General features: G+C 39.3%; 11 protein-coding genes. 7 read left to right on the forward strand and 4 right to left on the reverse strand.

Going from position 1 to position 12,974, the window contains the following annotated elements; genetic code table 11:
* Positions 1 to 222 precede the first annotated feature (222 nt).
* From V7L31_RS21855 to V7L31_RS21865, 3 genes are all read left to right on the forward strand, one after another.
* Positions 223 to 1,656 (forward strand): sensor histidine kinase, encoded by a 1,434-nt coding sequence (locus tag V7L31_RS21855; RefSeq protein WP_334698201.1) that lies wholly within the window; start codon positions 223 to 225, stop codon positions 1,654 to 1,656.
* A gap of 208 nt (positions 1,657 to 1,864) precedes the next feature.
* Entirely contained in the window at positions 1,865 to 2,539 is a 675-nt protein-coding gene (locus V7L31_RS21860) for a response regulator transcription factor (protein ID WP_334698202.1), read from the forward strand.
* Between the two features lie 54 nt (positions 2,540 to 2,593).
* On the forward strand, positions 2,594 to 2,791 hold the full coding sequence (locus V7L31_RS21865) for a CopG family transcriptional regulator (RefSeq protein ID WP_334698203.1): 198 nt from the start codon (positions 2,594 to 2,596) through the stop codon (positions 2,789 to 2,791).
* Positions 2,792 to 3,215: 424 nt separating this feature from the next.
* Here the strand turns inward: V7L31_RS21865 and V7L31_RS21870 are convergent, their stop codons facing one another.
* On the reverse strand, positions 3,216 to 5,042 hold the full coding sequence (locus tag V7L31_RS21870) for a bifunctional serine/threonine-protein kinase/formylglycine-generating enzyme family protein (protein WP_334698204.1): 1,827 nt from the start codon (positions 5,040 to 5,042) through the stop codon (positions 3,216 to 3,218).
* Between the two features lie 674 nt (positions 5,043 to 5,716).
* Entirely contained in the window at positions 5,717 to 6,526 is an 810-nt protein-coding gene (locus V7L31_RS21875) for an ABC transporter permease (protein WP_334698205.1), read from the reverse strand.
* 747 nt (positions 6,527 to 7,273) lie between these two features.
* On the opposite strand from V7L31_RS21875, the gene V7L31_RS21880 reads away from it, so the two are divergent.
* Positions 7,274 to 8,350, forward strand: a complete 1,077-nt coding sequence (locus tag V7L31_RS21880) for a glycosyltransferase family 4 protein (protein WP_334698212.1) — start codon at positions 7,274 to 7,276, stop codon at positions 8,348 to 8,350.
* Positions 8,351 to 8,484: 134 nt separating this feature from the next.
* Here V7L31_RS21880 and V7L31_RS21885 read toward each other — a convergent pair whose 3' ends face one another.
* A complete protein-coding gene (locus tag V7L31_RS21885; RefSeq protein WP_334698206.1) occupies positions 8,485 to 10,116 on the reverse strand; it encodes a phospholipase D-like domain-containing protein in 1,632 nt (543 codons plus the stop codon).
* A 218-nt stretch (positions 10,117 to 10,334) separates the two neighbouring features.
* Here V7L31_RS21885 and V7L31_RS21890 point away from each other — a divergent pair, with 218 nt between their 5' ends.
* Genes V7L31_RS21890 through V7L31_RS21900 form a run of 3 tightly spaced genes read left to right on the forward strand, consistent with a single transcriptional unit; the run spans position 10,335 to position 12,212 of the window.
* Entirely contained in the window at positions 10,335 to 11,504 is a 1,170-nt protein-coding gene (locus V7L31_RS21890; protein ID WP_334698207.1) for a cysteine desulfurase family protein, read from the forward strand.
* A 46-nt stretch (positions 11,505 to 11,550) separates the two neighbouring features.
* A complete protein-coding gene (locus tag V7L31_RS21895; RefSeq protein WP_334698208.1) occupies positions 11,551 to 11,778 on the forward strand; it encodes a hypothetical protein in 228 nt (75 codons plus the stop codon).
* Positions 11,778 to 12,212 (forward strand): PIN domain-containing protein, encoded by a 435-nt coding sequence (locus V7L31_RS21900; RefSeq protein ID WP_334698209.1) that lies wholly within the window; start codon positions 11,778 to 11,780, stop codon positions 12,210 to 12,212. The genes V7L31_RS21895 and V7L31_RS21900 overlap by 1 nt, the downstream gene beginning before the upstream one ends.
* Positions 12,213 to 12,300: 88 nt before the next feature.
* Here V7L31_RS21900 and V7L31_RS21905 read toward each other — a convergent pair whose 3' ends face one another.
* Entirely contained in the window at positions 12,301 to 12,642 is a 342-nt protein-coding gene (locus V7L31_RS21905) for a hypothetical protein (RefSeq protein WP_334698210.1), read from the reverse strand.
* Positions 12,643 to 12,974 lie beyond the last annotated feature (332 nt).

A 12,974-nucleotide genomic window follows, 5' to 3' on the forward strand; every position in this document is an offset into this window, starting at 1 on the left:
TTAGATTATTATTAGACCAAGATTTCTAGAGTTAGGAGAGCGATAAAATAAAAATATTTAGCAATCTTTTTGGAATGGCTGCACTTTTCACTGTAGATATACAACAGAGGTAAGTTCAAGTCAGCTATAACTAGAGATGTCGCGGTTGACAGTAACTTTATATTTAGCAGTCTTATTTATATCGATCAAACCTTATTAAACTCATCAAGTGCAACCAGAACAGTGAAGCAAATCATAAAATTTTGGATAAATATAGATCCATTTTCCTTACAGTCACGCCTCACCATTGGTATTGCATCATTTTCGGCTTTGGTATTAGGTAGTCTCGCTACATGGACTAGCTGGAAAATGCAGCAAATTTTAGTTGATAGTCATAAATATAATATAGAACAAATTGCCAAGCGCTTGCCGCAAGATGTGCAAATTTATAGTGAGATGATGCAGCCTGAAACTGGGTTACAAAAGGCTATTAATAATTTAGGAAATACCAACACATTATTATGGCTAAAAAGTCCTGATAATAAAATTTTAGTAAAATCTGCTAATTTAAATTTATTATCTGATACTACGGTTACTGAGTTAATGTCCCTGACTAAGATGCCGATTAAAGCACAAGTTTACAAAGTAAACCAAAGCTATTTTGTTTTATGTGGTAGTTCTGTGCAAGTGCAGGGGAAGTTTATCGGTGAGTTATTTGTAGTCAAGGATATTACCCGCGAACAGAAAATGTTTGTAGGAATGGTGCAGAATTTAGGTATTACCAGTATTTTGGCAATTATTATTTTAACTGTTGCGATCGCACTTTATATTAAACGTTCTCTGCAACCCCTGCGCCAGCTAAATCAAATGACTTCTGTGATTTCTGCTGAAGATTTAGGACAAGCACAGCTATATCTTGATAATGCACCCAGCGAAGTTAAAGAATTAGCTCAAACTTTAAATATGCTGTTATCACGTCTCTCCCAATCATGGGAGCAAGAGCGAGAATTTGTGAGTAATGTTTCTCACGAACTACGCACACCTTTAACAATTGTACATGGTTATTTGCAAAGTGTCTTACGAAGGCAGAATAACTTAACCCAAACCCAGCAAGAAGCTTTAGAAACTGCGGCATCAGAAGCGGAACGCACCATCCGCTTGTTGCAAGATTTACTTGATTTGGCACGAGCCGATAGTGGTTATTTATACTTTCAGATGAAATCTTATGTACTCAATGAATTGGTTGAAGAAGTTGTAATGATGGCAGAAAAGTATAGCGATCGCACAATTACAATCGAGTCAAATATTTATCCAATTGAGATTAAAGCAGACTACAGTCGCCTCAAACAAGTGTTATTAAATTTAATTGATAATGCTGTTAAATATTCTGAAGCTGGTACACAGATAATTTTTAAGTTAAATCAGGTTCAAGACAAGGCAGTTATTCAAGTTTATGACAAAGGCTATGGCATTCCTTTACAGCACCAAGCACGGATATTTGAGAGGTTTTACCGTGTAGATGAATCTCGCTCTCATACTACTGGGGGTTGTGGTTTGGGTTTATCGATTGTCAAAACACTTATAGAAGGGATGGGAGGTAGTGTCAGTGTGCAATCTAAATTAGGGGAAGGTAGTATATTTACAATCAGTTTACCTATATATAACAGTCCTGTTTGATTTTCTCTCCACCGAGAGGAGCAGATCCTCGACTTATTGAAGAAGTCGGGGATCTTTTAGGATTGCTATATAGCATTTATATCTGATTTATGAAAATTGAAAGACTTAGATTCTCGACTTCTTGATTTGATTGCAGACATAGTGTGTATGACAGAAAAATTTTGTTGTGAATTGTGAATCTAACATTACCTACTTTAGGAGCAAAAATATGACAGCACATATCCTTTTGGTGGAAGATGAAGTCAAACTAGCGCGATTTGTCGAATTAGAACTTAGTAGCGAAGGATACAAAGTCAGTGTAGCCCATGATGGTATTGCTGGTTTAACCCTAGCCAGAGACTCATCACCAGATTTAGCGATTCTGGATTGGATGCTTCCAGGCTTGACAGGTTTGGAAATTTGTCGCCGTTTGCGAGCAACAGGGAGTACACTACCAGTGATTTTGTTGACAGCAAAAGATGAAGTGAGCGATCGCGTGGCAGGATTAGATGCAGGAGCCGATGATTATGTAGTTAAACCTTTCAGCATTGAGGAACTACTAGCTAGAATTCGCGCCCATCTGCGCCGCACCCAAGAAACAGACGAGGATTTGTTGCAATTTGAAGATTTAAGCTTAAATCGCCGCACCCGTGAAGTATTTCGCGAGAAACGAAGCATTGAGTTAACAGCAAAGGAGTTTGACTTATTAGAATATCTCCTTTCACATCCCCGTCAAGTGTTTACTAGAGATCAAATTTTAGAGAAAGTTTGGGGTTACGATTTTATGGGTGACTCTAATATTATTGAGGTTTATATTCGTTATCTGCGACTCAAGTTGGAAGAAAATAATGAAAAGCGTTTGATTCATACAGTCCGTGGTGTAGGCTATGCACTACGGGAATAATCCTCATGACTTGGTGATTTTGATAAAAAGCAAATTAAAGACAAAATAAGGATCATGAAGAAAAAATGGGCTGTTAAACGACTGACAGTAAATCTCACAACCGAGGAAATGAAGAAACTTGAATGCTACTGTGCTTCGACAGGAAGGCCAGCAACAGATGTCATTCGAGAACTACTCCGAACTCTTGAGGTTGACAATGCAGAAAATTCTGAAAAAGAAACAGCAGATTCAACAATAACTGTTGGCAGTTAGTCGAAATCATAGTTAACTATCCACTTGAATATCTCGCCAAATCTCAGAAGTCTACATCTTGTGGGGTAGGCATCTTGCCATTTGTATCAACTTAAGCTGGAAATAGCTTATCTGTTTGCTTCCATGTCCGCCCGGAAATAAATAAATGAGTAATGAGTAATAAGTAATGAGTAATAAGTAATACCCATTACTCATTACTTATTACTTCAAAAATAAATTTTCTGGCTAATAGCTGAAGTCTACTGAAGTAGACTGGAGATTTTTAGTCATCTTCAGATGACTTTAGCTATTATACGGGAATTTCAATTCCCGGCGGACAAGCGGTTTCGCGTTAAGTTGACACCTATGGCAACATGAGCGACCTAATTATGCAATTTGAATACCGATTAGCCGATCGAGAAACTAAGCAAAACGATGTCAATGTCTAGAGTGAAAATACTACTCTAAAGCCGCAAATCCTCAATCCACCGTCTGACTCATTCCAACTGCGACTGGCACTGCGACAAAGTTCTGCATTGAAACTCCAAGAACCACCGCGTAGCACCCGGCGATGAATATCACCGTCAACTTCCCAAGCTGTTCCATCTAAGGGTGCGTCGTTGTAATTGTTGTGCCACGAATCAGCACACCATTCCCAAACTAGCCCGTGCATATCATATAATCCAAAGGCGTTGGCGACTTCAAAATTGCCGACGTTTGTTGTTTCTTTACGAAATTTACTTTTTGGTTCCATAGTGCAACTGACTAACTCAGAGGTAATGGTTTCACCAAAGTGGAAGGATGTTTTAGTTCCAGCACGACAAGCATACTCCCATTCAGCCTCACTCGGTAAACGATAGTCGCGTCCAGTTTTTTCTGATAGCCTGAGACAAAATTCTACAGCTTCATACCAAGATACATTTTCTACTGGTCTATCTAAACCTTTGAATTTCGACGGATGGGGATTTAAAGTTTGTTTGACTTTAGGTAAAGCTGCGACTACTCTCCATTGTGCTTGAGTTACGGGAAATTTCCCCATAAAAAATGGTTCGACGGTAACTTGATGTTGAGGACGTTCGTCAGCATCTCCTTCAAACTCTGGTGAACCCATCATATAAGTACCGCCAGGAATTGATACCATTTCTAATGTGACAGACTTACTCAATTCTTCGGCAAAGAAGTTGGCATTGCAACTCATACGGTTTACTTCTCTACCACCTGTGTCCACTGTCACTACATCAAACTCAAAGGTTTCTAAGGGGGGTAATGGTTCGATTACTTTTTGTGGTAGTGGCGGTAATATGGGTTGAGGCATCGAAACAATTTTTAAGGCGACAGGTTCAATGTTCGATGTTATAAACTTCAAATCGTTGATAACTTCTACTGCTGTTTGATACCTTTCACTTGGTAAATGTTTGAGTAATTTATCTAAAATTTTCCCTAAGTCGTCGCTGATAGTAATACCTTTTTGCTGTAAACGTTCGCGCCACAACCATTTAGCATTCATGGCATCATAAATAGGATCTTTAACCTGTCCAGAAGCATCCTGAAAAGGCAAACATTGAGTTAAAAGACGCACACAAGTTACACCCAAAGCATACAAATCACTGCCGTGACAAGCAAATCCAGCCATTTGTTCTGTTGGGGCATAGCCAAGGGTATAAATTACTGTAGCTTGTCTGCCTATACTGGTTTGTGTTACCTGTTTAGCACCGCCAAAGTCAATTAATACGGGTTTTTCATCACTGGCACGACGGATAATATTTTCTGGTTTGATATCCCGATGAATCACGTTATGGGTATGAATGAATTCCAGAACTGGCAATAAATCAGCTAAAAGTTCCCAAATTTGTTGTTCGCCATAAATTTTTTGCTGAACTTCTTGTAAGAGAGTTTTTCCTTGAATAAACTCTTGTACGAGATACAAACTAGTACCTTGTTCAAAATAAGCTAGTAATCTGGGAATTTGGGTATGATTTTCTCCCAATTCATACAACCGAAAAGCCTCTTCTTTAAAAAATTCTGCTGCTTTCGTGCGTTGTCCTGTTCCCTGAAATTGCGGGAAAAATTGTTTGATGACGCAAGGTGCGTTTAGTCTATCGACATCTTCTGTAGCATAGGTTCTACTGAATCCACCTTCACCTAAGAGTCTTAATACGCGGTAACGGTTTCTGAGAAGTTTGCCAAAGTTGCTTTGTCCGCAACTCACGCAAAATCTATTGCTATCAGAGTTGAATGGATTTGAGCAATTGGGATTTTGGCAGATTTGCATAATGAGGGGGAAATAGCATCTTCTCCAAAGTTAGCCCCAATATTATCTAATTGAAAACAGTTATGTAGAGAAGTGAACACGGAAGTTTATTCATGTGTTTAAAACTATCTTTCACACGAGTATAGAAGGATGAATAAATTATATTTATTTACTTAAGGGGCTTCAAAATAAAAAATATTCAATTAGCTCTTGTGGGGTGGGCGACACGGTAGCTATATTATGGACTGGGCGCTCATGTTGTCCACTCCACAATATTGGATAATTTATTTCTTTGAGTTCCCTTATCTATAGTAAGAGGTTGTGCTAGCATAAAATACAGCATATTGCCATGACATTTAGTGTTTATGGCAAGACCAATGCACCCTAATTTTTAATATAGCTGTTGTTCGCTATTCAAAAAAGTTCACTAAGAACCAAATATCCTATAATTTTTATAAGAATAATTCAGAATACAGGAGTCAGAATGGGCTAAACCTTAGCTATCCGCTAACAGTATTAATTATGTACAAGTAGGTAATAAATACTGGTTAAAAGCGAGTGTAATATTGGGCTAAACTAGTATTAAGTATATTCACCTTAAAACTCTATCCCTTTATGGGTAGAGTATTCTAACTACTGAATTCTGAATTCAGAATTCTGAATTCTGAATTCTGGTTTATTGCCAATTGTGACTCTTATTTGAAATTTTTATTCTCTCCCGAAACGCGAATTAACTCGGCGACAAGAGCAACGATCGCAGATACAGAAATTAACATTACACTAAGTGCATTAATATCAGGTTTAACTCCTGTTCTAATGCGGCTAAAAATTTCCATTGGTAAGGTGTTAGAACCGCTACCAGCAGTAAAACTGGCAATGAGAAAGTCATCTAAGCTGAGGACAAAAGCCAAGAGACAACCAGCGACAATCCCAGGCATTAATTGAGGTAACAATACTTGGATGAAAGCTTGAGTTGGTGTAGCGCCTAAATCTAGTGCTGCTTCTTCTAAGTGTGGATCTAAATTAGTCAGTCGAGAAGCAACTACAAGTCCGACGTAGGCGAGACAAAACACTATATGGGCTGCAACTATCGTCCACAAACTCAAAGGGATTGCAAAGGCTGCTAGACATACTAGGGTAGCCACTGCGATCGCAATATCAGGAATAATCAATGGTAGGTAAGCAACACCCTGATACAATTTCTTACCAGGAAATTCGTAACGCGCCAACCCAACCGCCATCAAGGTTCCTAGCACTGCTGAAATTGCCACAGCACAACCAGCAACAATCATACTATTTTGCAAAGCCGATAAAATACGATCATCACTGAACAACTTGCGATACCAGTCGAGAGTGAATCCTTGCCAAGTTGCACTGTAGGGCGATTGATTGAAGCTATAAAAGCTAAGTACCAGTATGGGCAGGTACATGAACACAAACATCAGCACTGAGAAAACCGCCTGCCATGAGACACGCGGTTTTTTGAGAGATGGAGAGATATTCACGCTTATATATGATTTTTATTGATGGCAATATAAAATATCATATTTAATGTAATAAGTCAACTATTTAACTCTCCTTCAAGGATGTAATGCGAGTTGTGCTATGCGTCTTGCCCCAATTCTTTTTTTGGCGTTGCTGATTAGATGTATGAATCTTGGTGTAGAGACGTTGCAATGCAACGTCTCTACGAGGGTTTTGAAATTATGCAAGATCATTTTTATACCTGAATTCAGCAACGCCCTTTTTTTGACTGCCGATCTATAGAACTAAAGTTTTCTTACTTCTGCCTTCTGCCTGCTGCCTTTCTTAAATCTACCTTTTGGACGACCACAATTTATCCTTGTGCGGAAAGCCGTCCAAATAGTCTCTACAGATTTTATTCTTTAATTAACATTTTGAAATCAGATAATTGATAGTTATAAATAGAGCTTTTTCCCATAATTTAACCATTAAAAGCTAGTTTTAGACGATTTTATCAAGTTCCTATTTAGAAAAAAATCTCTATTAAAAACCGCAAAAAATAACACAAAAGTTTATAAATGAGAATACATTTACCTCTTTAGGAGTGGGTAATTTCCGTACTAGGATAGACAAAAAATATAGAAGTAAGAGCGTAAGATTTGAAGGAAATTGTTAATAAGTTTAGTATCTGAAGTTACTTTCTGATGCCAAAGCGAATCAATTGCAAGCACTAAAACAACAGAAATAAAAAACTTCTAATTCAAGTTTTATTTTTTAGGAGGTTTATGATGAGAATTGCTCAAATAGCTCCATTGTGGGAAAGAGTACCGCCTCCAGCTTATGGTGGCATAGAGTTAGTAGTAGGGTTACTGACCGATGAATTAGTCCGACGCGGACACGAAGTAACTCTATTTGCATCGGGAGATTCTATTAGTCTGGCAAAACTAACGTCTGTTCATCCCCGTGCCCTCAGACTCGATCCTACTATCAAAGATTACGGCATTTACGAGATGCTGAATATCGCTTCGGTGTACGAACGCGCAGAAGAGTTTGATATTATTCACTCCCATATCGGACATGGGGCACTGGCTTACGCAAATCTTGTCAAAACCCCTACAGTTCATACGTTGCACGGTATTTTTACCCCTGATAACGAAAAAATGTTTAGTTTTAGGAAAAAACAACCCTACGTCAATATTTCCAATTCACAACGAGAACCAAGGTTAGGGTTAAACTCTATAGCGACGGTTTATAACGGGATTGATGTCAGTAGTTATGAGTTTCACTCCCAACCACAAGATCCTCCCTACCTAGCATTTTTGGGTCGAATGTCTCCTGAAAAAGGAGCGCATTTAGCTATAGAAATTGCCAAACTTGCCGGTTGGCATTTAAAAATGGCAGGTAAGATAGATGTTGTTGATGTGGAATACTTTGAGAAGGAAATCAAACCACACATTGATGGAGAGCAAATTGAATATTTGGGTGAAGCCAACCATGCTCAAAAAAATGCCCTCATGGGTGGTGCAGTCGCAACTCTGTTCCCGATTACCTGGCGAGAACCCTTTGGCTTAGTGATGATTGAGTCAATGGCTTCGGGTACACCAGTGATTGCAATGAAATTGGGGTCTACAGAAGAGGTAATTTCTCACGGCAAGACGGGTTTCCTTTGCAATAATATTCAAGAGTGCATCAGTGCCATCGATCGCACCATAGAGTTAAACCGCTATGCCTGTCGTCAGTACGTGGAAGACCTTTTCAGCGTTGGGCACATGACTGATGGCTATGAAACAGTTTATAAACAAGTAATAGCAGAACGATTTTCCCAAAATGGGCATTTCCGCAGTTTGGTTGATTTAGCTAGCTAGCGATCGCATTTAAATATCGCATTTGTGAATTTTACAGCCCTGGCGAATAAAATGATGCCTCCGGCACACCAAGGGCGAATGCAGCTACATAAACAAAGCCCACCTCCGTGGGCTAAGAAAAAATGCTACGCGATTTACCAAGTGATGCGATCGCTCCATTTTCCCAACATCTTAGCACTCACTCCTGGAACTCGTTCTAAGTCTTGTAAAGATGTAAATTTTTGCTGTTGACGACTAATAATTATTCGCTGTGCTAATTTCTTACCCACGCCAGGGAGAGTTGCTAATTCTTCTGAACTTGCGGTGTTGATATTTACTTTTTGAACTGCTTGTAACTCAGTTGATGAAGAAGTTTTTATTTGCGGACAGCGTGTTTGTTCTAATTTAATCTTTTCTTGAATTGCTGTTGGTAATCCAGGTTTGATTTTACTATAAAGACGCGCAAATTCTCGGACATAATGGGCAGCAATTATCGGATTTTCAATTACTACAAGGGTTTCATCGTTACCATTATTGGCAGCATCAGACCAATTATGAGAACCTGTAATTACTGTTTGACTATCAATAACACCAAATTTGTGATGCAATAAATCACCTTTGGCTAACACAGGTACGCCCACGGTAGTAATTGGATTTGACCAAGGATGATTGTCAATTTCATATTTACATTTGTTACTAAGAGCAACACCCATCATATCTAAGGCTTCGCTGTAGGGGCGGTAGGCAAATTGTGGCTCAATTAAAGCGCGAATTTCTACACTTTGTTGATGGCGTTTTTCTAAAATATTGGCAAGACGCTGTTCGGAAAGAACAAATAAGGCCATATCAATAGATTGGGTTGCTGAATCTAAAGTTTTGCCAATTAAACCATTACTAGTGTTACTCCAAGGTTGAGTTGGAGAAGTAGGCGAAAATTGCACAGTAATTTTGGTGTTACCTAAAGTTATTTGTTTAGGGAAACGCATCGGCTTTTTTAAACCAAATCGGCTATCTGGTTGACCTCCCGGCCCATCCCCCCACATAATATTAAACTCTTCTGTAAATAAAGATGCTAATTCTGGACTGTCAATCTGCAATAAATTATTAGCATTCCCTAAACTGCTGGAATTTGTAAAATCTCCAGAGGTGTCACTTAATGTAAAATTTGCGGAAGTGATAATTACAAGGCGATTGTCCACAATCACAAATTTGTGATGCATCAAACTGCTACCCGCCGAGCCATCTGCTCGATCGTCTAACCAGGGAATATTGGCATTCTGCAAAATTATCAAAGCATCTCTTTGATTGATTTCTGTTGGACTAAGTTGATTATCTTGGTTAATATCGATAAATTTGCGGGATTCATTATAGCGTTCCCGTTCTCTTTTATCTAACTTATCTATTTCAGTAGATGTTAAGCTACTCCAAGGTCGGCTATAGGTATTTTCTAAAATTATCCTGACTTTTACCCCAGCTTTTTGTCTATTAGCCAGTGCTTGGGCAACTTTGGGTAAACGTAATTCTTGTACCGCCACATCTACTGTAGATTTAGCGTGCATTATAGCATCGGCAATCTGTTTTTCTAAATCATCCCCAAGGCGAGTTTGCTGACGGTAACTTTCTTGGTATTCTGAAGACTCAGAATGGTTAAAGTAAACTTGAACTAGCGGATCTTGTGGTAAGGGTGCTGGACGCTGACTAGAAGACTGGACTCGTTGACAACCAGCGAGGGAGAATATCAGTAAAAAGATATATAAAAAATATCTTTGTCTAGAAATAAGTTGCACTGTAATCTGTTAAAAGTGGATTGGGAGTTGACATATTTATCATTCCCAAAATTTTGCGTTCTGAATGAAGTAGAGAAATAGCTTTCCTAGTATTGGGAAAAATCCACTGCTAAAGGTAGAATTACAGAGATTTTTTCAGGATTTGTCTACCAAAACTGTATATGCTGACAAGAACAGCAGCCTACTACTAACCTGTGTTCTCACCATTATTCGGTTATATGCAAATTTATTTAGATTACAGCGCCACTACACCCACTCGAAAAGAAGCGATCGCAGTTATGCAAACAGTCCTCACTCAACAGTGGGGCAATCCCTCCAGCTTACATGAGTGGGGACAACGGGCGGCAACGGTTGTGGAACTAGCTAGAGTCCAAGTTGCTGGTTTAATTAACGCTGTTACCCCTGAATCGATCATTTTTACCTCTGGTGGTACTGAAGCAGATAATTTGGCGATTATGGGTGTAGCTCGGTTGTATGCTGTTCCTCAACATCTAATTATCTCCAGCGTTGAGCATTCCGCAATTTCTGAAACAGCACGATTTCTAGAAACGTGGGGTTGGGAAGTTACGCGCTTGTCTGTAGATATGAAAGGTAGAGTTAATCCCTTAGATTTAAAGGCGGCGTTGCGACATAACACAGTTTTAGTTTCTATAATTTACGGTCAAAGTGAAGTTGGGACTGTCCAACCGATCGCAGCATTGGGTAAAATTGTGCGATCGCATGGTGCTTTGTTTCATACAGATGCGGTACAAGCTGCGGGACGTTTACCCATAGATGTGCAACAACTGCCTGTAGATTTACTTAGCCTTTCTAGTCATAAAATCTATGGCCCCCAAGGTGTAGGGGCGCTGTACGTGCGTCCTGGAGTGGAATTGATGCCTTTAATAGCTGGTGGTGGACAAGAAATGGGATTGCGTTCTGGTACGCAAGCAGTACCGATAATTGCCGGATTTGGTCTCGCAGCAGAATTAGCAGCGCAAGAACTAGCTACAGAAACACCACGATTGATGGAGTTACGCGATCGCGCCTTTGCCCAACTAGCTGAGATTCCTGGTTTAATTCCCACAGGGGATAGCTGCGATCGTTTACCTCACCATGTCAGTATGTGCTTAGAAAACGCCGATGGCAAAAAACTTAGCGGTAAAACCTTAGTACGACAGTTAAACCTTGCTGGCATCGGCATCAGTGCTGGTGCTGCCTGTCACAGTGGTAAACTTAGCCCCAGCCCGATATTGTTGGCGATGGGCTATTCCGAAAAAGCCGCCTTGGGAGGAATTCGCATCACATTGGGGCGTGATACCACTGAAGCTGATATAGATTGGACAGTAATGGTATTGAAGCAAGTTTTGCAAAGGCTAACACCAGATTTATCTTTAGTTAAGCGTTGATAGCTCATACTAAAATTTAGATACAGCATTTGTCGGAGTGTTTTCTATGTCCCTGCAAGAGCTTAAAGAGCAAGCCCGTCAACTGCCAGCGAGCGATCGCCTTGAACTCGTCCGTGCGATTATTGAATCCTTGCAAGATGTTCCAACCCAACTACCTGAGCGATCGCGCATCATCAAGCAGATGAAAGGTTTATTGAAGACCAACCAGCCAGCGCTGACTGATGAACAAGTGGAGTTCATGCTAGAAGAGCGCCGGGTGGAGAAATATCTTTAATGAGAGTTTTGATTGATACCAACATCGTTCTAGATTATTTGCTAGACCGAGAGCCATTTCTGCAAGATGCCCAAGCCCTATTTAATTTGATCGATTCTGGACAAGTAGTTGGATATGTGACTGCAACAACACTCACTGACATTTTCTACATAGCCCGCAGACAAACTCAAAGTATTGAACTTGCTAGACAGGCAGTTTCAACCATACTGGCGGTTTTGGTTATTTGCTCTGTAAATCGGGCTATTTTAGAAGCAGCTTTTGCATCTGGTTTAGCTGATTTTGAGGATGCGGTACAAATTTATTGTGCAGTCGCTCAGAGTTTAGACGCGATCGTTACTCGTGATTCGCAAGGGTTTTCCAATTCAGCTATACCCGTTTTATCAGTACATCAGTTATTAGAGCAGCTTGGGTCAGTTGAGGAGACGCAGGATTAATCGTTTCAGCATAACGAAGAAGTGCGATCGGCGATTGCTTTTGCTTCAATCTACGTTGTCTCCCTTCTATATATCTTGATCTACTTTGCTAAGGCTTGGGAATACCAGAATACCGTCTCTTCCACCAAGGAGTATTTGCCCAATTAAATTCGCGCTCAATTTTGACTAAAAGTTCTGCAATTTTTGAAGCTTCCCACTGCTTTAATTCATCGATTTTTCCTGGCTGAGATAACTCTTCACTTAAATACTCTGACATAACCTTGTCAATCGACTCATTACTAACTTTATTATTCATTATCACAAGAAAATCTACTATTTCGTTTGGTAGATTTTTCTGCCTTAATTCATCTATTGCTCCTGGCTGATAAAGTCTTTTTTCAAGTGCATTAAGGATTTTTTTCTCTTTTTGCTTGAAATATAAATTCTTCAATTCTCTTTCATACCAAATTAAAAAAGTGCTATTAATAGTATAGTGATATCAGATATAAAAAGATTGCTTTTCCACAAGTAGAACCAATCTTTTTGATATAGAGCTTTATAGTTAAAGAGATTATCATACGATAGCTTTCTTTCAGATATACCTTTTGCTAATATACTAGGTATTACCTTAACTTCGTCTGATTTATTGCCTATAATGGTGTATGTAATTTTGAATATAGGTTGAGGAATACAGCACTTGCGTCTATTATGAGGTACACTAAATTAAAATATAAATATTTTTAAATGAAGTCATACTCTGTCGATCTTCGAGAAAAAATAGTT

The organism is Nostoc sp. (assembly GCF_036916655.1).
Classification (GTDB): Bacteria; Cyanobacteriota; Cyanobacteriia; order Cyanobacteriales; family Nostocaceae; genus Nostoc.

Bases quoted from the DNA above. Each gene is read 5' to 3' on its own strand.
- V7L31_RS21860 (WP_334698202.1), top strand. From the start codon at position 1,865: ATGACAGCACATATCCTTTTGGTGGAAGATGAAGTCAAACTAGCGCGA.
- V7L31_RS21865 (WP_334698203.1), top strand. From the start codon at position 2,594: ATGAAGAAAAAATGGGCTGTTAAACGACTGACAGTAAATCTCACAACC.
- V7L31_RS21870 (WP_334698204.1), bottom strand. From the start codon at position 5,042: ATGCAAATCTGCCAAAATCCCAATTGCTCAAATCCATTCAACTCTGAT.
- V7L31_RS21880 (WP_334698212.1), top strand. From the start codon at position 7,274: ATGAGAATTGCTCAAATAGCTCCATTGTGGGAAAGAGTACCGCCTCCA.
- V7L31_RS21890 (WP_334698207.1), top strand. From the start codon at position 10,335: ATGCAAATTTATTTAGATTACAGCGCCACTACACCCACTCGAAAAGAA.
- V7L31_RS21895 (WP_334698208.1), top strand. From the start codon at position 11,551: ATGTCCCTGCAAGAGCTTAAAGAGCAAGCCCGTCAACTGCCAGCGAGC.
- V7L31_RS21900 (WP_334698209.1), top strand. From the start codon at position 11,778: ATGAGAGTTTTGATTGATACCAACATCGTTCTAGATTATTTGCTAGAC.